This window comes from Paraburkholderia sp. CHISQ3 (genome assembly GCF_030464945.1).
In the GTDB taxonomy this organism is placed as follows: domain Bacteria; phylum Pseudomonadota; class Gammaproteobacteria; order Burkholderiales; family Burkholderiaceae; genus Paraburkholderia; species Paraburkholderia megapolitana.
Map to the genome: position 1 here is coordinate 447,615 of NZ_JALPRG010000002.1, position 22,321 is coordinate 469,935.

The following is a 22,321-nucleotide window of genomic DNA, read 5'->3' on the forward strand; positions in this document are numbered from 1 at the left end:
CAAACTAACAAGAAAGCTGTACGGAGGAGAAGTGATCGAGCTTCACGCTTTCGACGACCCGCGCGCCCAATCCGACGCGCTGGCGAAGGCGGTAGGCGACGCGCTACATGCGTCGCTTGCCGCAACGACAAACGCGTCCGCAACCGGCACGCGCCTGGCCACGCTCGCAGTATCGGGCGGCACCAGCCCACGTCCGTTCCTGCAGAATCTATCCACCCAGCCGTTCGACTGGGCGCGCATCCTCGTCACACTGGTCGACGATCGATGGGTGCCGGAAACGGACAGCGCGAGCAATGCGCGTCTCGCGCACGAGACGCTGCTGCAGAACGCCGCGCGCGACGCCACGTTCTGGCCGCTCGTCGACACGACCCAGGCACTCGACGCGCACGTCGCGGCGTTGAACGCCGACCCCGCGCGCCTCGTGCCCGATGTCGCCGTGCTCGGCATGGGTGAAGACGGCCATACCGCGTCGATTTTCGCGGATTCGCCCGAATGGGACTTCGCGATCTCCACACCCGAGCACTTCGTCGCCGTGCATCCGGGCGCCGCGCCCCACGCACGCGTGAGCTGGTCGATGAGCGCGCTGAAACAGGTCGGTCACCTGTTCCTGCTGATCGCTGGACAGAGCAAGCTCGACGTACTCAATGCCGCTGCCGCTGCGCCACAAAAAAATGCCATCTCGACGCTGGCGAACGACAAGGGAGTGAGACTCGATGTCTACTGGTGTGCAAACTAAGGCTGTGCCCGGTACGGGCCAGCACGCCGACGGACCGAGGCTCCTCGCCGATATCGGCGGCACCAATGCGCGCTTTGCGCTCGAAGTGAAACAGGGCGAGATTACCCAGGTGCGCGTCTATCCGTGCGCGGAGTATGCCGGTGTCGCCGAGGTCATCCAGAAGTATCTGAAGGACACGAAGATCGGTCGCGTGAATCACGCGGCGATTGCGATTGCGAATCCGGTCGACGGCGATCAGGTCAGCATGACCAATCACGACTGGACCTTTTCGATCGAAGCGACGCGACGCGCGCTCGGCTTCGATACGCTGCTCGTCGTCAACGATTTCACCGCGCTCGCGATGGCGCTGCCAGGTCTTACTGACACGCAGCGTGTACAGGTAGGCGGCGGTGCGCGTCGTCAGAACAGCGTGATCGGGTTGCTCGGGCCGGGCACCGGCCTTGGCGTCTCGGGTCTGATTCCCGCCGACGACCGCTGGATCGCGCTCGGCAGCGAAGGCGGTCACGCAAGCTTCTCGCCGCAAGACGAACGCGAAGACCTGGTACTGCAGTACGCGCGCAAGAAGTGGTCGCATGTGTCGTTCGAACGTGTCGTCGCCGGTCCTGGCATCGAGGTGATCTATCGCGCGCTCGCAGCCCGCGACAAGAAACGCGTCGCGCCTTCGTGCGATACGTCGGAGATCGTCAAGCGTGCACTTGAAGGCGATGAACTCGCCGCCGAAACCATCGACTGCTTCTGCGGCATCCTCGGTAATTTCGCTGGCAACGTCGCGATGACGCTGGGCGCGCTCGGCGGTATCTATATCGGCGGTGGCGTCGTGCCGCGACTTGGCGATGTGTTCGCGCACTCGTCGTTTCGCGAGCGCTTCGAGGCGAAGGGTCGCTTCGAGGGGTATCTGCAGAACGTGCCGACCTATGTGATCACGGCCGAATACCCGGCGTTTCTGGGGGTTTCCGCGATTCTCGCGGAGCAACTGTCGAATCGCGCGGGCGGTGGATCGTCGGCAGTGTTCGAGCGGATCAGGCAGATGCGCGATGCGCTGACGCCGGCCGAACGACGCGTCGCCGATCTCGCGCTCAATCATCCGCGCTCGATCATCAACGATCCGATCGTCGACATCGCACGCAAGGCCGACGTCAGCCAGCCGACCGTGATCCGCTTTTGCCGGTCGCTCGGCTGTCAGGGGCTGTCCGATTTCAAGCTGAAACTGGCCACTGGTCTGACCGGTACGATTCCGGTCAGCCACAGCCAGGTGCACCTCGGCGACACCGCAACCGATTTCGGCGCGAAGGTGCTCGACAACACGGTGTCCGCGATCCTGCAGTTGCGCGAGCATCTGAATTTCGAACACGTCGAACGTGCAATCGATCTGCTTACCGGCGCGCGGCGCATCGAGTTCTACGGGCTCGGCAATTCGAACATCGTTGCGCAGGACGCGCACTACAAGTTCTTCCGCTTCGGCATTCCGACCATCGCGTACGGCGACCTGTACATGCAGGCTGCGTCGGCGGCGTTGCTCGGCAAGGGGGACGTGATTGTCGCGGTGTCGAAGTCGGGGCGCGCGCCCGAGCTGTTGCGTGTGCTCGAAGTAGCGATGCAGGCCGGCGCGCAGGTGATCGCGATTACGTCGAGCAACACGCCGCTCGCCAAGCGCGCGACAGTGGCGCTCGAAACCGATCACATCGAAATGCGCGAATCGCAGCTGTCGATGATTTCGCGAATCCTGCATCTCGTGATGATCGACATCCTCGCGGTCGGTGTGGCGATCCGCCATGCCGCACCGGACGCCGACGTTCGTGAAGCGGTTGCGAAAGTGCGCGACGGTGCCGACGATGAGGCGACGGCCGTGCTCGACTGGCTCAGTCATGGCGCGGCGTCGACGGCGCGCGATTAGGGCGTGCGTGTGATGTAGTGGGCTCGGGTTGCCACGCGCGGTGCGTGCGGCCCGGCCCGAGTACTTCTTGAGCACAGCACGTCGCACCCTTCCCTGAGCTGCCCTACCGCACCGGCCGATCGTGCCAGCGCAAGATCAACAGACGTCCCGCATAACACAGCACACCAGCCGAGCCGATCGTAACGCCCATGCCGAGCGGCGACGTGTCGTGCCATAGCCCTACAACAATGCTCGCAAGCGCACCGAGCGCGAGCTGCACTGCGCCAAACACCGCAGCCGCAGCGCCTGCGTTGTGCGGGTAGCGGTGCATCAAATCCGTCGTGCAGTTGGCGGACAACACACCCACCACACCGACCACGAAGAACAACCCAACCACGATCGACCACAGCCCACCCCAACCGGTGATGCACACCAGCGCGACGAACAGCGAGGCGATACAGCTGATCGTCGCCGCGAACGAGATGATGCGCAACTGCCCCACGCGCCCGACGAAACGCGTATTCAGGAAGTTGCCGGCGATAATGCCGAACACGTTCAGGCCGAAGAAGAACCCGTAGTGCTGCGGCGACACGTGGAAGTAATCGATGTAGACGAACGGCGTCGCCGAGATATACGTGAACATCGATGCGAACGCCATCCCGCCGCATAGCAAGTGCCCCCACACCAGCGGATCGCGCAGCAGCCGGCCGTAGGCAGTGAACGATTGCAACACCGCGGAATTGGCGCGCTTCTCGCGCGGCCAGGTTTCGGGCACGCGCAGATACGCGGTCACAGCGCAGCACGCGCCGAACAGCGTGAGCGCCATGAACACCACGCGCCAGCTGCCAAGCAGTAGCAATTGACCGCCAATCAACGGCGCCAGCAGCGGCCCCACCGCCGTAACGATCGCGACCATCGACAGCACGCGCGCCGCATCGCTCGGCTCATGCGCATCGCGCGCGATGGCGCGTGACAGCACCGACGCCGCGCCCGCACCGAGTGCCTGCAGAAACCGTACGAGCACGAGCGAACCGATCGAGAACGAGAACACGCACGCGATGCTCGACAGCGTAAACAGCGCGATGCCGCCGAGCAGGATCGGGCGCCGGCCATAGGCATCGGATAGCGGGCCGTACAACAGCATGCCAACCGAAAACCCGGCCATGAAACTGGTCAGTGTGGATTGTGCGACCGCGGACGTGACACCGAATGCGAGTGCGATCGACGGCAGACTCGGCAGATACATGTCCGTCGAGAGCGGACCGCAGGCAGCGAGCGCGCCGAGCAACAGAATCAGCCGACCATCGGGCCGGCGTCTGACAACGTGAGACATGGGAATCCAGGGGGTAGGCAGTTCGTCCGCGCCAACACCGGAGCTGATGGAAGAACGGAGAGGTGGGGCGATTGTACCCGACGTATCGGATGAGGCAGGCAGTGAGAACCGTGATGACCGGCTTGTGCCGCTTCCTGCCGCGTGTCGGGCAGGAAGCGGTGTACATCCAATGTACTAAAACGTCGTTACCGCTTCGGTCAAACCATTAGAAACGGTACGTCGCACCGATCTGGAAGAAGCGGCCAAGGTCGGTGTACAGCGACTGGTCGTAGCCCGTGATGTCCGGCGTAGACTGCCACTCGACGTCGAACGGCGGCTTCTTGTCGAACAGGTTCGAGATGCCGCCGTAGATCGTCCAGTGCTTGATGCCGCGATAGGTCGCCATCAGGTTGAACTGGCTGTACGACGCGACGGAGCCCGTTCCACCATCGCCGAATTCCGCCGCCACCGCATTCGTGTACGGACCGGTGTATTGCCAGGTCAATGCGGTGGTCAGGTTGTGGAAATCCCAGGCCAGCGTCGTATTGCCCTTCCACCGCGGATTACTCGCACCGAACGGTTGCAACAGCGCGAGGTTATTGCCGGCGAAGTCCTGTATCGGCGAACCCGGGCTGCGCAGCTTGTAGTGCCACACGTAAGCCCAGTCGCCCGTCAGCGTGAACAGACCGTACGGCGTGCGGAGTGCCTTGCGGAAGTTCATGTCGAAACCATCGGTATCGAGCGAACCGAGGTTCACGAACGGCTGCACGATGTAGCGGATCGTACCGTCGGGATTGCGGACCACCGTCGTCGGGTTGTTCGCTTGAAGCACTGCGTTTGGATCTGCCGTGCCGATCACCCCGTCAATATGCACCTTGTAGAACGCCGCGCCGATATCGGTCAACGCGTCCGGCGACAACTGGAACCCGATGTTGTAGTTCTTCGTGTGCTCAGGCTGCAGGTTCGGATTACCCGTGGTCTGCTCTGTCGTGAAGTGCTTCGTCGGCACGCCGCTCGGATCGTTCGGGTCGACCAGATTCTGGTGACCCAGGTAGACCGCCTGCGAGTTCTCAACACCTGTCGGCGCGCGGAAACCGCGACTGTACGACGCGAAGGTCGTCAGCATACGCACCGGCTGGAAGCGCAGCGCGAAGCTCGGCGAGAAGGCACCGCCAAAGTCGCTGTAGTGGTCGTAGCGGGCAGCTTGCGTGAAGGTCAGGTTCTTGATGATCGGAATATCGATCTGATAGAACAACGCCGCCACATTGCGTGAGCTGGCGACGGTCTGCACGTTTGCCGGTGCGGTAATGCCCTGCGACGCGTACGTTTGCGGGTTGATCGTCGAAGATTCATGACGGAATTCCGTGCCCAACCCCAAACCGACGTTGCCGGCCGGCAGGCTGAACAGGTTCGCCGTCGAAGTCTTGGCGGTCACGCTATCGATCTTCGAAATTGCCTGCTGGTTGTCGTCGGTGAATACACCGTTCAGACCGTTCGGCGTCGAGGAAGGATTCGCGAAGTTGTACGTGCCGTTCAGCAGCATGTTCTCGACGCCCGCGACGTTGATGCGGTTCGAGTAGCTCGTATCGACCGTGCTCTGCGAATGACCGTAGTCGGCAGACCAATCCCAGTTTCCGAACTTGCCGGTGTCGTACGAGCCCTTGATGCCCGTCGACGCCATCCAGAACGTCGACACGGTATCCGCCACGCCGATCTGGTTCGGGAACGTCAGATTGATCGGCGTCGACACGCCGAACGGGTTGAACGGATTCGACGCCGACACCGTCCGCGAGAGCGGTGCGACAGAACCCGTCGCCGGGTTAAACACGTTCGAATTGGCAGTGATCGCGGCGGGTCCCTGCAACTGCACGCTTTCGTCACGGCTCACCCAGAAGCCAGCGTACGCTTCGGTGTTCTCGTCGATCTTGAAGGTGCCGCGGACTTTCGCGTTCAGGCGCGTCAGGGCCGGTGTCAGCGAGGTGCCGGCAGCGACGTTGTACACGCAGTTCTTCGTACCTGGAGTGCTACCCGGTGGGCAGGGGCTAAGCGCTACGTTACCGCCGGGCGTGGTCCAGAATGACTGCTGGCCCGGACCAAACGGTGCTTTATTGCCACCGGAGTACTGCGTGTAATCCTGCCCTGACGTCATATCGCGATCGGCCAGCGTCGACCCGCTGTCGCGGTAATAGCTTGCCGCGGCCGTGACGTTGAAGCGATCCGAATTCAGGTCCCCAAAGCCGCCGAGCACGCTGAAGCTGCCCTGGCCATTGCCGGGGTGCTGCGCCTTGCCAAGCTGGGTATCGAGCTGCAGGCCCTGAAAGTTCTTCTTGGTAATGATGTTGACGACACCGGCGATGGCATCGGAGCCGTAGATCGAGACCGCGCCAGTCTTAACGATGTCGATGTGATCGACGATGCTCAGCGGAATCGTGTTGACGTCGAAGAAGGTGTCGGTGAAATTCACCGCCTGCGCATAGTTGGCGACACGTTGCCCGTCGACCAGCACCAGCGTGTATTTTTCGCTCAGGCCGCGCAGTGCGATGCCGGCTCCGCCCGGCGCTGCGCTGTTCATCGTCGACTGCGACCAGCTGGCGCCCGAGTTAGCGGCGGTACCGCGCAGGAAGTCGGCCACTGTGGTGTAACCGCTTTGCTGGATGTCCTTCTGCGTGACCGTCTGGATCTCGGTCGTGCCGACCTTGTCCGACGTTCGAATCAGCGAGCCCGTGACCTCGAAGGTCTTGAGCTGCTTGACGCCCGCCGCCACGGGGGCACCAGTGCCTGCTGCGGGTGCCGTGGCACCCTCCTCCGTACCCGCCTGTGCGACCGTTACCGGCGGTGCAACCGCCACTCCTGCTGCTGACGGCTGGCTCTGGGCAAACGCCGAAGTCCCGACCATCGCCGTCAAGGCCATTTCGGCCCAAAGTATTTTTCGTATGGCCGATCCTGCTTCTTTTGGTTTCATAATCCCCTCTCGCCATTAATACCAGGTTGTTATGCGAAGAGACCTGGCGAGCCTCTTCGTTTGCGGCACCCCGCCGCACGGATTCCAACGCCTTGTCTTTACCGATGCTCAAACAACGATGAATAGAGTCTGTGATCTCTGATAAGCGCCTCCGGTACATAAGTGTCTAGCTGAAATTGCCTATAATTTAGCTATCCTCAATTCGCCAGATTGAAATGACACGACGACAGAAGGCAGCGGCTTGTTAGAGCAAGCTCGCCCCCTCACGCCCAACGGGCATGAATTCTTTTCCAGTCACATGGATCCCGCTTCGAGACCGTTGACGCGTATTCCGAGCAGACTTCCGCACCAGATACGACGCTGCTCTACCCGGCTCATTAATTCTTCACAACCGAACGTACAAAATAATTTCCGTTAGTCCGGTCAAGCTGCCAGTACAACTAAATTATTTTTCTGCACTTTGAAAATCAAAACCCTGCCATTCCCCACTGCGACAAATCTGTTCACCCGGTTGTTCGCATGCCAACCACGGCCCCTTCCGCTGTCGCAACGTCCTGAATAGTGCGCAGTTGTCGCCTGCAGGACGCCCCACGCTTACCGTTCAAGAAAGGTCAAATCTCATCTTTCATTTGCTGTACGGAAACGTATCAGCCCAGAAATGTTTCGTCAAAATTTGTTTGATGGCCGTAATTAACGTGTGCGATTTGCGTAACGTACCTTTCTAGGTATTTACCCTCTCATGGGACCGATTGAATCTGTGCGCGCAAGACGCATCGGATTGCGCGGCGACAAGGGAATCGCTTCCACTCGCCCGAGGGCAAGCCCCGCGCCTTCGTGACTTTTCACCGCAACCGGCGTCGGGTACGGGCTGGCAAAACACTTCTGTGCCAAACCGAGCGCTTATTCTCTTGCGTAAGATATTGAAATATGCCTAGGGCGACCGCGACACCGACGGGGTAATTGCCGCCGGACGATTGGGCAAAAAAAGACCTGCTCACCCAGGGGTAGGTAGCAGGTCGAGAGTACTGACAAGCGTACTTATCGAAGAGGATAAGTGGGTCAGATTGTAATGTTAACGAAAAAACAATGTAAAGATAAACAATAAGGCAATCGACACTGTTGCCCGCGACACGCAATCAGTTAAGCTGCCGTTTTTCTGCGTCCGACAAATTCGCCATGACCGCCTTTCTGCTGATCTGGAGCCCGAAGAAATGGCCCTGGCCAGAACTGCCGGACCTCGCGAAACGCGTCGCCGCGGGCGAAGCGGTCGCGGATGTATGGGGCTGCGGTTTCGCGCGCAGCCTGCTGTCAGGCGACCGGGTGTTCCTGCATCGCGTCGCCTCCGAACCGCGTGGCATCTTCGGCTCGGGCTATGTGACGCGAGCGCCGTACGAAGTGCCGGACCCAGCGTACAAACGCGGCTACCGGCTATGCATCGAATTCGTCTACGACTGGCTTGTCGATGCCAACGAGCGCGTCGTGGTCGACCGCGCTGCGTTACGTGTGCATCCGTTCTCGGTCCAGACCTGGGACGCACAAAGCTCGGGCACTTCAATCAAGCCGATCGCCGAAGGCGCGCTGGAAAAGCGCTGGGCCGAACTGACCGGCAAGCGCGCATCGCCACGGTTGCCGGTTGCATCGGCTGCCGCGCCGCAGGGCGCCCCGGTGCAATCATCGAAAGTCACCGCGCACGCGCGCAGAAAGCGCACCGGTTGATCCACGGCATGCGGCGCGTCCATAGCCCACGCCGCTCGCCTCCTTGAGGCGTCCACCAAGGCAAAACGCCGCAGCGGATGCTGCCGCCAAACGCCCGATTGACGGGAGTCCGGTACAATTTCAGCCAGTCACCCCGCCGCCGCCCGCTCTCCCGGCACGCCGGCAACGCCATCCATCACGCAGGTCGAATCAGGTCGCAATTCCATGTCCAGCCAGTCCAGAAACGAAGCTCTCTTCGAACGCGCGCAGATCACTATCCCGGGCGGCGTCAACTCGCCGGTACGCGCGTTCCGCTCGGTCGGCGGTACGCCGCGCTTCATCGAACGCGCCCAGGGCGCGTACTTCTGGGATGCCGATGGCCAGCGCTATATCGACTACATCGGCTCGTGGGGGCCGATGATCGTCGGGCATGTGCATCCGGAGGTGCTCGACGCCGTGCAGCGCGTGCTCGCGAACGGCTTCTCGTTCGGCGCACCGACCGAAGCCGAGATCGAGATCGCCGAAGAGATCTGCAAGCTGGTGCCGTCGATGGAACAGGTCCGCATGGTGTCGAGCGGCACCGAGGCGACGATGAGCGCGCTGCGACTCGCGCGTGGTTTTACGAACCGCAGTCGTATCGTCAAGTTCGAAGGCTGCTATCACGGCCATGCGGATAGCCTGCTCGTGAAAGCCGGCTCCGGCCTGCTGACGTTCGGCAACCCGACTTCCGCGGGTGTGCCGGTCGACATCGCGAAGCACACCACCGTGCTCGAATACAACAACGTCGAAGCCCTCGAAGAAGCGTTCAAGGCATTCGGTAACGAAATCGCTTCGGTGATCGTCGAGCCGGTCGCGGGCAACATGAATCTCGTGCGTGCAACGCCGGCGTTTCTGGCCGCATTGCGGCGCCTGTGCAGCGAGTACGGCGCAGTGCTGATCTTCGACGAAGTGATGTGTGGTTTTCGCGTCGCGCTCGGCGGCGCGCAGGCGGCGTACGGCATCACACCGGATCTCACGTGCCTCGGCAAGGTGATCGGCGGCGGCATGCCCGCGGCCGCATTCGGCGGACGGCGCGACATCATGGCGCATCTCGCCCCGCTCGGCGGTGTCTATCAGGCGGGCACGCTGTCGGGCAATCCGATCGCCGTCGCGGCCGGCCTGAAGACGTTGCAACTCATCCAGGCACCGGGCTTTTACGACACACTCAGTGCGCGCACAACCCGTCTCGTAGAAGGACTCACTGCTGCCGCGCGCGATGCGAAAGTGCCGTTCGCCGCAGATTCAGTCGGTGGCATGTTCGGCCTCTACTTCGCGGCGTCCGTGCCGACGAGCTTTGCCGAAGTCACCCGCTCCGATGTACCGCGCTTCAATGCGTTCTTCCACAAGATGCTCGACGCGGGCGTGTACTTCGCGCCGTCAGCCTACGAAGCGGGCTTCGTATCGATCGCGCACGACGACGCGATCATCGACGCGACAATCGATGCCGCACGCGGCGCGTTCACCGCACTCGCTGCCTGAGCCATGCCGATGTTCTCGCAAACCGATTTCGTCCATATGGAGCGCGCGCTCGCGCTTGCAACGCGCGGCATGTACACGACCGATCCGAATCCGCGGGTCGGTTGCGTACTCGTGAAGGACGGCGCTGTCATTGGCGAAGGCTTTACGCAACCGGCCGGCCAGGATCATGCGGAAGTCCGCGCGTTGAAGGACGCGCGTTCGCGCGGCCAGGACGTGCGCGGTTCGACCGCTTATGTGACGCTCGAGCCGTGCAGCCACTTCGGCCGCACGCCGCCGTGCGCGAATGCGTTGATCGAAGCGCAGGTATCGCGTGTCGTCGCCGCCATGGAAGATCCGAACCCGCAGGTCTCGGGCCGCGGACTCAAGATGCTGCGCGATGCCGGCATCGAAGTGCGCTGTGGCTTGCTCGCGAACGAAGCGCATGAACTGAACATCGGTTTCGTGTCGCGAATGACGCGCGGCCGGCCGTGGGTGCGGATGAAGGTCGCGGCATCGCTCGACGGCCGCACGGGGTTGCCGTCCGGCGCGAGTCAATGGATTACCGGCGAAGCCGCACGCGCCGACGGTCACGCGTGGCGGGCACGCGCATCGGCGATCCTGACCGGCATCGGTACCGTGAGAGAAGACGATCCGCGCATGACGGTGCGCGCAATCGATACGCCGCGCCAGCCGCAACGTGTGCTGATCGATAGCCAGCTCGACGTGCCGCCGGAGGCGAAGATACTGGCCGGCGCGCCGACGTTGATTTTCTGCAGCACGCTCGATGAACGGCTCGCGGAACGCGCTGACGCATTGCGCGCGCGCGGCGCCGAACTCGTGCCGCTCGCCAATGCGGACGGCAAGGTCGATCTGCCGGCGATGCTGCTCGAACTCGGCAAGCGCAATGTCAATGAACTGCATGTCGAAGCCGGCTACAAACTGAATGGCTCGCTGTTGCGCGAAGGTTGTGTCGACGAACTGCTGGTCTATCTCGCGCCGAACCTGCTCGGCGTCGAATCGATGGGGATGTTCAATCTTGCGGCGCCCGATTCGCTCGACGGCCGCGTTCAACTGAATTTTCACGCGGTCGACCGGATCGGCGAGGATCTGCGGGTTCTCGCGCGGTTTGCCGCGCCGCTCGCACGTACCGACTTGCACTGAACAAGGAAACCGCACGATGTTTACCGGAATTGTCGCGGCCGTCGGCCGCATTGCTTCGATCAAGCCGCTCGGCAGCGACGCCGATGCGGGTGTGCGGCTCGTGGTCGAAGCTGGAACGCTCGATCTCGACGATGTCCTGCTTGGCGACAGCATCGCCATTCAAGGTGCGTGCATGACCGTGATCGAAAAGACTGCGCAGTCGTTCGCCGTCGATGTGTCGCGTGAAAGCCTGAACCTCACAGTCGGGCTCGCACAGACCGGCGACGTGAATCTCGAGAAAGCGCTGCGTGCGCACGACCGGTTGGGCGGACATATCGTGTCGGGGCACGTCGATGGGCTCGGTACCGTGACGCGCTTTGCGCCGGTCGGCGAATCGCATGAGCTGCGGGTGCTCGCGCCGCGCGAGCTGGGGCGTTATCTGGCGTACAAGGGGTCGATTACCGTGAACGGTGTGAGCCTGACGGTGAATTCGGTGGACGACCGCGCGGATGGCTGCGAGTTTTCGATCAACCTGATTCCGCATACCGTCGAGGTGACGACGCTCAGGCATCTGGTGGCAGGAGCGAAGGTTAATCTTGAGATCGATATGATTGCGCGGTATGTGGAGCGGATGTTGTCGACGGCGCAAAATATCAGTTGATCGGCGGCCATTGCCGGGAGGTATGAACGAGGGCAAGCATCCACACCGTATCGCCCTCAATCTCATAGACAAGCAGATAGCTTTCGTGCGGAATCAACTCGCGGGTGCCGTCGATCCTTCCCCACCTCCCCAACTCGGGGAAATATTCCAGCTGCGCGGCGGCATCACTGAACAGCTCATCCATCCGCGCAGCTGCGGCTGGGTTATCAGCCGCGATGTACTCCCACACGTCGTCCCGATCCTGCTCGGCTTCCGGCGTCCAGACAACCCTCATGCCTTGCTGGCGACACCGGCGCGCCGTTTCGCAAACTTAGCCTCGACTTCGGCATTTGAGCGACCGCTGCCGGCCCGCAACGAGGTGCGGGCGACATCGACCTTACTGCCCAGAAACTCGTCGTGTTCGCGTGCGGCGCGCTGACGTTGTACGAACTCACGCATCAATTCGCGCAATACCTGCGAAGCCGGTCTATGCACTGCTTCTGCTTCTGCCATGAATTCCTCGCGTAACTCAGCTTCAAGCTTCATCGTAAAAACGGCTTCTTTCATCACGGGCGGCTCCCTGGTTGCGTCGCACATACTTACTAAGTATATACGTTCTCATTACCTGAGCGCGAGCGCTACCCGTGCATAGTCTCGCTTGCCCGCTCTGGGCAACGTTAAAGCCCCGAGGTCGGTGACCGATCGACCGTTTTCTACGATCAGTACGATGCCAGGAAGTGTAGGTGAGCCAGTACGCACTGGCCTTTAGGCCGTTCGGCCAACGTTCGACGATGGAATTTGCAACCAGCGCAACCTAATATAGTTGTATTCGCATCGGCTCCAGCCCGTCGGCGGTCGGCCCCTGCGTCACGCTGCCGGACCCGGAGGTCCTCATCATGCAGATTGCTAAAGCGGTAATTGGACTAGCTGTCCTGGTCGGCGTAAGCGTTGCTCATGCCGACGGATTCGTCGTCACACAATCGATGTCGAACGGGCGCGAAATGCGCCTCCTCGAACACACTTCCGAATGCGGCGGCGGACCGGGTGCGTTCGTTTACCGGGCCGGCAAGCAAGTCGATCAAACCTGCAATGTCCGCATCACGCCAGCGGGCGCGACGATCATACTGCCGGCGTTCGAGCCGCACATGTTCGTCCCGCGCGACACGCTGTACCAGAACTCGAAGTCATAAGCGGACGTTTGCGGAACACATATTCGATCGTCCCTCGGTGGACCTGAGCCCACCGAGGCGGCCGATCCCCGGCTGCAAGTCGCTCCCCCACCCCATCCCCCGTAGACCCCACTTGCCCGCCAGCTCCAGCTTCATCGAACCGTCCGCAGTCGTCTGAAATCCCCGCCAGGAGGACGCGCCCGTCCGCGTGGCGTAAAATACGCGCTTTCCCGAATTTCACGCCAACATGACGCTCGCCTCCACCCTTGAGATCATCGCCGAACTGAAGGCCGGCCGGATGGTGATTCTCGTCGACGAAGAAGATCGCGAAAACGAGGGTGACCTCGTCATCGCGGCCGAATTCATCACGCCGGAAGCGATCAACTTCATGGCCCGCTACGGCCGCGGCCTGATCTGTCTGACGCTCACGCAGGACCGCTGCAAGCAGCTGAACCTGCCGCTGATGACCTACCGCAACGGCACCCAGTACGGCACCGCGTTCACGGTCAGCATCGAAGCCGCCGAAGGCGTCACGACCGGCATTTCGGCCGCCGACCGCGCCCGCACGGTCGCCGCCGCCGTGGCGCACGACGCGCGGCCCGAGCATATCGTCCAGCCTGGCCACGTGTTCCCGATCATGGCGCAGCCCGGCGGCGTGCTGATGCGCGCCGGTCACACGGAAGCGGGCTGCGACTTCACGGCGCTCGCGGGCCTCACGCCGGCCGCGGTGATCTGCGAGATCATCAAGGACGACGGCACGATGGCGCGCCTGCCCGACCTGCTGGAGTTCGCACAGGAACATAGCCTGAAGATCGGCACGATCGCCGATCTGATCCACTATCGCAGCCGCACCGAATCGATCGTCGAGCGCGTTGCCGAGCGCACGATGCAGACCGCGCACGGCCCATTCCGCGCGGTGATGTTCCGCGACCTGCCGAGCGGCTCGCCGCACATCGCGCTGGTGCGCGGCACGCCCGCGGCGGATCGCGACACGCCCGTGCGCGTGCACGAACCGTTGTCGGTGCTCGATCTGCTCGAAGTCGGCGCATCGACCCACTCGTGGACACTCGACGCCGCGATGAAGGAAATCGCGCAGTGCGATCTCGGCGTCGTCGTGCTGCTCAACTGCGGCGATTCGCGCGAGCATCTGATCGACGTGTTCAAGGCCTTCGACGAAAAGGAGAAGGCAGACGCACTCAAGCGCCGTCCGGTCGATTTCAAGACCTACGGCATCGGCGCTCAGATCCTGCGCGAACTGGGCGTCGGCAAGATGCAGGTGCTGTCGAACCCGCGCAAGCTCGGTAGCATGTCGGGCTACGGCCTCGAAGTCACCGGCTTCGTACCGATGCCCGGGTGCCCGACGCAAGCTCCGCTGCCGCCCGCCTGATCGAACCACTGACCGGACCCTTTACGCGCATCCGCGCTTCATCCAACACCTACGGACCTCTCATGGAAATCGGACAATATCAACCGAATCTCGACGGTGACGGCCTGCGCGTCGGCATCGTGCAGTCGCGCTTCAACGAACCCGTCTGCAACGGCCTCGCCGATGCATGTATCGAAGAACTAGAACGCCTCGGCGTCACCGGCGAAGACGTGCTGCTCGTCACCGTGCCGGGCGCGCTCGAAATCCCGCTCGCGCTGCAAAAACTCGCCGAAAGCGGCCAGTTCGATGCGTTGATCGCACTCGGCGCGGTGATCCGCGGCGAGACCTATCACTTCGAACTGGTGTCGAACGAAAGCGGCGCGGGCATCAGCCGGGTCGCCCTCGACTTCGGCGTGCCGGTCGCCAACGCGGTACTCACCACCGACACCGACGAACAAGCCGTCGCCCGCATGACCGAAAAGGGCCGCGATGCGGCGCGCGTCGCGGTCGAAATGGCGAACCTCTCGGTTGCGCTCGAACAGCTCGACGGCGATGACGACGACGATGAAGAAGATGAAGACGAAGAAGAGGAACGTGCATGAAGAGCGCTCGCCGACGTTCCCGCGAACTGGCCACGCAGGGGCTGTATCAGTGGCTGCTGTCGGGCGCGCCCGGCGGCGAGATCGATGCGCAGCTGCGTAACGCGCAGGGCTTCGACAAGGCCGACCTCGAGCATCTCGACACGCTGCTGCACGGCGTGATTCGCGAGGCGGATTCGCTCTCCGCCGACCTCACGCCGTGTCTCGACCGTCCGATCGAACAGCTGTCGCCGGTCGAACGCGCGGTGCTGCTGGTCGCCGCTTATGAACTCAAGCATCACGTCGATATTCCGTATCGCGTCGTCATCAACGAAGCAGTCGAACTCGCGAAGACGTTTGGCGGCTCGGACGGCTACAAGTATGTGAATGGCGTGCTCGACAAGCTGTCGGCAAAGTTGCGCGCCACCGAGACGCAAGTCGCCCGCAAAAGCTAGACGCAGCACGCTCCGTCGCGCTGATCCTCCGCCTGAAGCCGGTGGATGGATCAGTAGGCGACACAGCGCACTTTCTCGCTGCCCCGCCCGCCTTCGAAACCGGACTCACCGCATGACCACCGTGACCCATCCCCTGTTGCGGCTTGCCGCTCGTGTCGACGCCATTCAGCCTTTCTATGTCATGGAACTGGCGAAGGAAGCCGAGCAGTTGAAGCATGCCGGCCGCGACATCATCGATATGGGCATCGGCGAGCCCGATTTCACGGCGCCCGAAGCGGTCGTCGAAGCGGCGGCGAGCGCACTGCGGCGCGGTGTCACGCAATATACGAGCGCACTCGGTATACGGCCGCTGCGTGAAGCGATCGCGAAGCATTACGCCGATGCATGGGGCGTGGATGTCGACCCGGCACGTATCGTCGTCACGGCGGGTGCATCGGCGGCGTTGCTGCTCGCGTGCGTGGCGCTCGTCGATCGCGACGACGAAGTGCTGATGCCGGACCCGTGCTACCCGTGCAATCGTCATTTCGTCGCGGCCGCCGAAGGCAAACCGGTGCTGGTGCCGAGCGGCCCCGCCCAGCGCTTCCAGTTGAGCGCCGCCGATGTCGAGCGCTTGTGGACCGAGCGCACCCGCGGCGTCCTGCTCGCGTCGCCGTCGAACCCGACCGGCACATCGATTGAAGCGGACGAATTGCGGCGCATCGTCGATGCGGTTCGTGCGCGCGGCGGCTTCACGATCGTCGATGAGATCTATCAGGGCTTGAGCTACGGCGAACGGCCGGTGTCCGCGCTGTCGCTCGGCGACGACGTCGTCACCGTCAACAGCTTCTCGAAGTACTTTCACATGACCGGCTGGCGCCTGGGTTGGCTGGTCGTTCCACCGACGCTGATCGACGCGTTCGAAAAGCTCGCGCAGAACCTCTTCATCTGCGCTTCGGCGCTCGCGCAACATGCAGCGCTGGCATGCTTCGAGCCGGCCACACTCGCGATATACGAAGCGCGTCGCCTCGAATTCATGCGCCGGCGCGACTTCATCGCGCCGGCGCTCGAATCGCTTGGCTTCAAGGTCCCTGTGATGCCGGACGGCGCGTTCTATGTGTATGCGGATTGCAGCGGCGTCACGCACCCAGCCGCGGGAAATAGCGCGGAGCTGACGAAGGCGATGCTGCATCAGGCAGGTGTGGTGCTCGTGCCGGGGATGGACTTCGGTACGCACGCGCCGCGGCAACATGTGCGCCTGTCATACGCGACGGCGCTGCCGAAGCTCGAAGAAGCAGTCGAACGTCTGCGCGGGTTGTTCGGCGGGTAGTGTTCACGCCTGTGTACCGACGTAAAAAAAGCACCCGAGGGTGCTTTTTATTTGCCTGCCTGCTGCGAGAACAAAACCAGAAGATTCAACCAGCCGTCAGGCACCAAGCTCCGACGACGACGTTGCATGCTTCGTAGTAGTCGCCGCATCGTCCTGCTCCGGTGCCTTCGCCGGTGCGTCGGCGGCAACGGTCTTCGCCGTCAGCGGGTGCGCCGCATCGAGCGTCACCTGAACGCGCTTGTTCGTGCCACCATTCGTAACTGCGGCAGTCGTGGCCGACGGAGTTGCAGTCGAGGCTGTCGTCTGCGGTGCATTGACCGGTACCTTGCGACCACGCGCCACGTCGCGCAGACGGCTACGCTCGCCCATCACCTTCGCACCGTAACCGCCATCGTCCTGCGACGTAGAACCGACGTACAGACGCAGACCGCCCGGGAGCGAACCGCCGCGCGCGATGCAATCCTTCAGGACCAGTGCGCCCACCTTGATGTTCGTCAGCGGTTCGAGCGCAGCGCTCTGGCCACCGAAGTACTGGAACTTGTCGGAGTGGACCTTCGCCATCACCTGCATCAGGCCCTGCGCACCGACGCCGCTTTCGGCGTACGGATTGAAGCCCGATTCGATGGCCATCACGGACAGCAGCAGCAGCGGGTCGAGACCCACTTCGCGGCCGGTGTCGAAGGCTGCCTTCACGAGTTCGCTGACGGGTTCCTGAGCGACGTGATAGCGGCGCGCGAGGTACGACGCGACGAGATCCTGTTCGCGGGTGGAGACCAGCACGCGGTCGTCACGTGCATCGGCGGAGACGCGCTGCGCCGGAATCAGGCGTGCCAGCGAACCGACGCTCGGCAACGTACGCGGATCGAGACCGTTCAGCGAGACCGTTGCGCCACCGCTCGAACCGCTGCCGTCGAAGGCACCGTCGTAGCTCGTGTTGCTCACCGTACCGCTTGTATCGCTCGACGGCGTGCCGGACAACGACAGGGAGTCGTCGGACGACGAGCCGCTAGCCGGCCCGAAGCCCGGCAACGGGTTGCCTTGCAGCAGACGGGCCGGACCTGCCTGCACCGCAGCGGAAATGACCGGCATCAGGCGGGCAGCCATCGCGCCGCGCCATGTTGGCATCAGCCAGAGTGCGAGTGCCAGCAACACGGCGAATCCGCCGACGATGCTGAACAGATGATGACTCATTCGCGTCCCGCGACGCAGCATCGCGCGCACAACTTGCGCAAGGCGTTCATCGGGACGCCACGTTAACCAGGTGTTCATTCAGAAGATCTCCCATGTTGCATGATCCGCGGACCGCCAGACGAGCCGGCAATCAGTACATCGTTCGCAGATCAAGACGTCGCGCGCTCTGGTTAGGACGACAGCGGCGTCGGGAAAAACGGCATAACCGTTGGGGAACCGTATCGAAGGTCCGCCTGCATGCTCAAAAACCATGCAACCGGGGGTTCCCACACGAAAAACCAGCGTCGAAAGGGCGCTGGCGAGGACGACAAACAGACCGTTGGGAGCCGTGCAGGGGTCGGCTAACGGCGACGCGTTGCGTCTAAAGGACCGGGGGCGGTGGTCGAAAAACTACGGCCCTGCAACCAATGTCGACGGATTCTAGCAGGGTTTTATAGATCGTCAACACTATGGAACGTCACAATCATAACCAAATGTAATAATGAACGGCGTTCAGTCCGATGAAAACCGCATGCCGCATATGTTTCAGGCCGATGGCTTTTTCGGCTTCCAAACGTACGCCACCCAACGCAGGTAAAATTCCCAATCGATCCGGCGCGGCGATTGCATGCCGTCGCTATTCCTCCCTGCCGCGCTACGCGGCCACGATCCGGACCAGATGAAATACAAAGACCTGCGCGACTTCGTTGGCCGTCTCGAAACGCTCGGCGAACTGCGCCGCATCTCGCAAGACGTCTCCCCCGTGCTGGAAATGACCGAGCTGTGCGACCGCGTGCTGCGCGCCGGCGGCCCGGCGCTGCTGTTCGAGGCGAAACGGCAGCACGCGTTCCCGGTGCTCGGCAACCTGTTCGGCACGCCGCGACGTGTCGCGCTCGGCATGGGCATCGATGCGGGGGCCGGTAGCGGCGACGCGGACGCGCTGGAGTCGCTGCGCGACGTCGGCCGTCTGTTGTCCGCGCTGAAGGAGCCGGAGCCGCCCAAGGGCCTGAAAGACGCCGGCAAGCTGCTGTCGCTCGCGAAGGCCGTGTGGGACATGGCGCCGAAGACGGTGAGCTCACCGCCCTGCCAGGAGATCGTCTGGGAAGGCGACGATGTCGACCTCGCAAAGCTGCCCATCCAGACCTGCTGGCCCGGCGACGTCGGCCCGCTGATCACCTGGGGCCTCACGGTCACGCGCGGGCCGAACAAGACCCGCCAGAACCTCGGGATCTACCGCCAGCAACTGATCGGCCGCAACAAGCTGATCATGCGCTGGCTGGCCCACCGCGGCGGCGCGCTCGATTTCCGCGAATTCGCGCTCAAGAACCCGGGGCAGCCGTATCCGGTCGCCGTGGTGCTCGGCACCGATCCGGCGACGATACTCGGCGCCGTCACGCCGGTGCCCGACACGTTGTCCGAATACCAGTTCGCGGGCCTGCTGCGCGGCGGGCGTACCGAACTCGCGAAGTGCCTGACGCCAGGCGTCGACACGCTGCAGGTGCCGGCACGCGCCGAGATCGTGCTCGAAGGTTTCATCTATCCGCAGACCGGTACGCCCGCGGCGGCACCGCCCGGAGCACCGGCCCGGCCGTCGAAAGGCGCGAGCGCCGCATATGAGCATGCGCTCGAAGGTCCATACGGCGACCACACCGGCTATTACAACGAGCAGGAGTGGTTTCCGGTGTTCACCGTCGAGCGCATCACGATGCGCCGCGATGCGATCTATCACTCGACCTACACCGGCAAGCCGCCCGACGAACCCGCCGTGCTCGGCGTCGCGCTCAACGAAGTGTTCGTGCCGCTGCTGCAAAAGCAGTTCGCCGAGATCACCGACTTCTATCTGCCGCCCGAAGGATGCAGCTACCGGATGGCGATCGTGCAGATGAAGAAGAGCTACCCGGGCCACGCGAAGCGCGTGATGTTCGGCGTATGGAGCTTCCTGCGGCAGTTCATGTATACGAAGTTCATCGTCGTCGTCGACGAGGACGTGAATATCCGCGACTGGAAAGAAGTGATCTGGGCGATCACGACACGTATCGATCCGTCGCGCGACACGGTGCTCGTCGACCGGACACCGATCGATTACCTCGACTTCGCGTCGCCGGTGGCCGGTCTCGGCTCGAAGATGGGACTCGACGCGACCAGCAAGTGGCCCGGCGAAACCGATCGCGAATGGGGCCGCCCGATCGCGATGGATGCCGCCGTCAAACAGCGCATCGACGTGCTGTGGAACGAGCTTGGCCTTTGAGCGCGAAGCTTGGGGCTGAATACCAACAACAATAGTGATACGTGATTCCCATGCATGTGCTGTCGATGTTGTCGGACGGTTTTTTCCTGTCGCTTTCGTTGTGCCTCGATATCGGCCTCGTCAACGTGGCGGTCATCTCGCTGACGTTGTCGCATGGCTTCAGACCCGGCTTCTGGCTCGGACTCGGCTCGTGCTTCGGCGACCTGCTGTATGCGGCACTCGCGCTCGCGGGGATGGCAGCGCTGTTGCAGTTCGACGCGGTGCGCTGGATCGTGTGGATCGGCGGTGCGGCGATCCTGCTGTTCCTCACGTGGAAGATGGCGCGTGAAGCGCTGTATCCGGCGTCGGCGCCGCCGGTCGAAGGCGAAGCTGATGCAGCGGCCCCTCATCTGGGCGCATGGCGCGGCTTTGTGCGCGGCGCGCTGCTGGCGATCTCGTCGCCGAGCGCGATCCTGTGGTTTGCCGCGGTAGGCGGCGCGCTGATCGCGAAGGCGGGCGCCACTACCGCTCCGACGGCAGCGATTTTTCTCGGTGGCTTCTTTCTCGGCGGGCTCGCCTGGACGCTCTTTCTATGCGGCCTTGCGAGCCACGGACGCAAGCGCGCCGGCACTCGCCTGCTGCGCGCATGTCACGTGCTGTCGGCGCTGCTGTTCGCGTATTTCTCGTATAGCGTGATCGTCAACGGGTATCGCGATCTGATCGTGCACGCTGTGCCGGTGCACTAGGCCGATTGCCGCGGCGGGTAATCCAGCCGCAGCAATAAAAACGGCGCAACGCGGCGCACTAGCCTGCGTTGCGCCGTATGGCGCTAAACCTGAACGGTTGCGACGGACTGCCGCGCTGCGCGGGTTATCCCCGCGCAACGCTTAACGGCGCCAGTAACCGTGGCCGTAACCGCCGTGACCGTAGTAACCGCCGCGGTAGTAGCCGCGGCCATAGTACGGGTGACCGTAGTAGCCGTAGCCGCCATAACCACCGTAGCCAACGACAACCGGCGGCGCATAGACCGGCGGCGGCGCGTAATACACCGGCGCGGGCGGTGCGTAGTACACCGGGGGCGGAGCCGCGTAGACAGGATAGGCAGGCGCGATTGGAATGCCGAGGCCGATCCCTATCGACACGTGAGCCTCGGCAGCGGTGGTGAACCCCGCGGCAAGCGCGGCGGCAACGATGAACGGAACGATCTTTTTCACTTCTCTTCTCCTGGCGGCACGGCCAGGATGGTCGTGTCGCAAAACGGGCGTGCTCTGGAATTCACTCTATCCAAAAAGCGCTTACCCCGCTTTATGCATTTGTTGCAAATTGCAATCGGTGCGACAGCCTTACGTCCGACGATTCAGCGCTCGCGCAGCAAAATGCGGCGCAGAGTGCCGAAAATCAAGGGTTTGCGCGATATGGCATCGCGCTACGGACGGTTTTACCGATGTAGATGGGCGCGGATCATGCGTCCTCGGTAATGTTTCATTACAAATGAACTGCAAGCTGGCATCTCGCGCAAACCTTGGTCTTTACACGACCCGTCAAAAGCAGAAGCCCGGCCGCAAGCCCAGCCGTTCACCTGGCACTGATCCTGTTCACCAAGCCGGAAGGAAGCTGAACCAAAGCTGCGCTTAGTGTGGCCGGTCGGCGCCAGCTCAAGTACTGGATGGTCTCCAGGACAGTTCTCAGAAGCAACCTGCTCAGTATCTGCTCATACTTGAGCAGATACTGAGCAGGTTGTCAGGCGTAAGCTGATTTGAGCAGATTGCCCGCGCATCAATCGGCGCGTACGAAACCCTGCGCCTTTAGCGGCGTTAGCCCACTTTCACATAAATGAACTCACGGCTCACGCTCGGTGGCACATACCCGCCGCTAATCCTGACCCGTGGCTTCAAACGCTTCTTCTGATCCCACCAGCGCCGGCGCTGGCTATGGGTTAGAAACCGCAAGTGCTTTCGGTACGAAAAGATGCTCATGGCGACCTCTCGAATCGGACTGCGACGGGGAAAATCGATGGCGACGACCTATCTGATGTAACGGACATAGTGGCGATTGTGAGCAGTTTCCGGACCCGCGGGCGACGCCATGCCGCATGTCCGGCAGCCCCCGCCATATCGCCTGAAAACAGACTGACGAAAGCCGCAACGCCACCGCGGATCGGCGATACTCGACCTTTGCGCCCTCTTTCAGTCATC

At 62.6% G+C, this 22,321-nt stretch carries 19 protein-coding genes; 13 read left to right on the forward strand and 6 right to left on the reverse strand.

Features of this window, described 5'->3' with window-relative positions; genetic code table 11:
• Positions 1–31 precede the first annotated feature (31 nt).
• The gene (pgl, locus tag M0D65_RS05700) at positions 32–736 is read left to right on the forward strand and encodes a 6-phosphogluconolactonase (protein ID WP_091011382.1); all 705 of its coding nucleotides are present in this window, start codon (positions 32–34) and stop codon (positions 734–736) included.
• Positions 714–2,630, forward strand: coding sequence for a bifunctional transcriptional regulator/glucokinase (locus M0D65_RS05705; protein ID WP_091011381.1), 1,917 nt, complete (start codon positions 714–716; stop codon positions 2,628–2,630). The genes pgl and M0D65_RS05705 overlap by 23 nt, the downstream gene beginning before the upstream one ends.
• A gap of 103 nt (positions 2,631–2,733) precedes the next feature.
• Here M0D65_RS05705 and M0D65_RS05710 read toward each other — a convergent pair whose 3' ends face one another.
• Both M0D65_RS05710 and M0D65_RS05715 read right to left on the reverse strand, forming a co-directional pair.
• Positions 2,734–3,942, reverse strand: coding sequence for a Bcr/CflA family multidrug efflux MFS transporter (locus M0D65_RS05710; RefSeq protein WP_266251740.1), 1,209 nt, complete (start codon positions 3,940–3,942; stop codon positions 2,734–2,736).
• A gap of 205 nt (positions 3,943–4,147) precedes the next feature.
• Entirely contained in the window at positions 4,148–6,883 is a 2,736-nt protein-coding gene (locus tag M0D65_RS05715; protein WP_266251742.1) for a TonB-dependent receptor, read from the reverse strand.
• 1,176 nt (positions 6,884–8,059) lie between these two features.
• On the opposite strand from M0D65_RS05715, the gene M0D65_RS05720 reads away from it, so the two are divergent.
• From M0D65_RS05720 to M0D65_RS05735, 4 genes are all read left to right on the forward strand, one after another.
• On the forward strand, positions 8,060–8,599 hold the full coding sequence (locus M0D65_RS05720) for a hypothetical protein (RefSeq protein ID WP_091011378.1): 540 nt from the start codon (positions 8,060–8,062) through the stop codon (positions 8,597–8,599).
• A gap of 204 nt (positions 8,600–8,803) precedes the next feature.
• Complete coding sequence (hemL, locus tag M0D65_RS05725; RefSeq protein WP_091011377.1) at positions 8,804–10,096, forward strand: glutamate-1-semialdehyde 2,1-aminomutase; 1,293 nt, start codon at positions 8,804–8,806, stop codon at positions 10,094–10,096.
• Positions 10,097–10,105: 9 nt separating this feature from the next.
• Positions 10,106–11,236, forward strand: a complete 1,131-nt coding sequence (gene ribD / locus M0D65_RS05730) for a bifunctional diaminohydroxyphosphoribosylaminopyrimidine deaminase/5-amino-6-(5-phosphoribosylamino)uracil reductase RibD (protein WP_266251746.1) — start codon at positions 10,106–10,108, stop codon at positions 11,234–11,236.
• A gap of 16 nt (positions 11,237–11,252) precedes the next feature.
• Positions 11,253–11,876: a riboflavin synthase gene (locus M0D65_RS05735; RefSeq protein WP_091011376.1), complete on the forward strand. Its 624-nt coding sequence runs from the start codon at positions 11,253–11,255 to the stop codon at positions 11,874–11,876.
• Here the strand turns inward: M0D65_RS05735 and M0D65_RS05740 are convergent.
• Together M0D65_RS05740 and M0D65_RS05745 are read right to left on the reverse strand one after the other, a co-directional pair.
• Positions 11,869–12,150 (reverse strand): type II toxin-antitoxin system RelE/ParE family toxin, encoded by a 282-nt coding sequence (locus M0D65_RS05740; protein WP_266251749.1) that lies wholly within the window; start codon positions 12,148–12,150, stop codon positions 11,869–11,871. The two genes, M0D65_RS05735 and M0D65_RS05740, sit on opposite strands and share 8 nt — an antisense overlap.
• Complete coding sequence (locus M0D65_RS05745) at positions 12,147–12,425, reverse strand: antitoxin of toxin-antitoxin stability system (RefSeq protein WP_266251751.1); 279 nt, start codon at positions 12,423–12,425, stop codon at positions 12,147–12,149. Before M0D65_RS05745 ends, M0D65_RS05740 begins: the two co-directional genes overlap by 4 nt.
• A 326-nt stretch (positions 12,426–12,751) precedes the next feature.
• On the opposite strand from M0D65_RS05745, the gene M0D65_RS05750 reads away from it, so the two are divergent.
• The 5 genes from M0D65_RS05750 to M0D65_RS05770 all read left to right on the forward strand — a co-directional run bounded on the left by M0D65_RS05750 (position 12,752) and on the right by M0D65_RS05770 (position 16,729).
• A complete protein-coding gene (locus M0D65_RS05750; protein ID WP_266251753.1) occupies positions 12,752–13,045 on the forward strand; it encodes a hypothetical protein in 294 nt (97 codons plus the stop codon).
• A 226-nt stretch (positions 13,046–13,271) separates the two neighbouring features.
• Positions 13,272–14,411, forward strand: coding sequence for a bifunctional 3,4-dihydroxy-2-butanone-4-phosphate synthase/GTP cyclohydrolase II (gene ribBA / locus M0D65_RS05755; RefSeq protein WP_091011373.1), 1,140 nt, complete (start codon positions 13,272–13,274; stop codon positions 14,409–14,411).
• 62 nt (positions 14,412–14,473) lie between these two features.
• The gene (ribH, locus tag M0D65_RS05760) at positions 14,474–14,992 is read left to right on the forward strand and encodes a 6,7-dimethyl-8-ribityllumazine synthase (protein WP_266251756.1); all 519 of its coding nucleotides are present in this window, start codon (positions 14,474–14,476) and stop codon (positions 14,990–14,992) included.
• On the forward strand, positions 14,989–15,423 hold the full coding sequence (gene nusB / locus M0D65_RS05765; protein WP_266251758.1) for a transcription antitermination factor NusB: 435 nt from the start codon (positions 14,989–14,991) through the stop codon (positions 15,421–15,423). The genes ribH and nusB overlap by 4 nt, the downstream gene beginning before the upstream one ends.
• A gap of 112 nt (positions 15,424–15,535) precedes the next feature.
• Positions 15,536–16,729 carry a pyridoxal phosphate-dependent aminotransferase gene (locus M0D65_RS05770; RefSeq protein WP_266251760.1) on the forward strand — a complete coding sequence of 398 codons (1,194 nt, stop codon included), beginning with the start codon at positions 15,536–15,538 and terminating at the stop codon, positions 16,727–16,729.
• Positions 16,730–16,825: 96 nt separating this feature from the next.
• Here M0D65_RS05770 and M0D65_RS05775 read toward each other — a convergent pair whose 3' ends face one another.
• Positions 16,826–17,998 carry a transglycosylase SLT domain-containing protein gene (locus M0D65_RS05775; RefSeq protein WP_091011369.1) on the reverse strand — a complete coding sequence of 391 codons (1,173 nt, stop codon included), beginning with the start codon at positions 17,996–17,998 and terminating at the stop codon, positions 16,826–16,828.
• A 580-nt stretch (positions 17,999–18,578) separates the two neighbouring features.
• On the opposite strand from M0D65_RS05775, the gene M0D65_RS05780 reads away from it, so the two are divergent.
• Positions 18,579–20,147 (forward strand): UbiD family decarboxylase, encoded by a 1,569-nt coding sequence (locus tag M0D65_RS05780; protein WP_266251763.1) that lies wholly within the window; start codon positions 18,579–18,581, stop codon positions 20,145–20,147.
• 50 nt (positions 20,148–20,197) lie between these two features.
• Positions 20,198–20,872 (forward strand): LysE family translocator, encoded by a 675-nt coding sequence (locus M0D65_RS05785; protein WP_091011368.1) that lies wholly within the window; start codon positions 20,198–20,200, stop codon positions 20,870–20,872.
• Positions 20,873–21,013: 141 nt separating this feature from the next.
• Here the strand turns inward: M0D65_RS05785 and M0D65_RS05790 are convergent, their stop codons facing one another.
• Positions 21,014–21,340 (reverse strand): hypothetical protein, encoded by a 327-nt coding sequence (locus M0D65_RS05790; protein ID WP_091011367.1) that lies wholly within the window; start codon positions 21,338–21,340, stop codon positions 21,014–21,016.
• Positions 21,341–22,321: the final 981 nt, after the last annotated feature.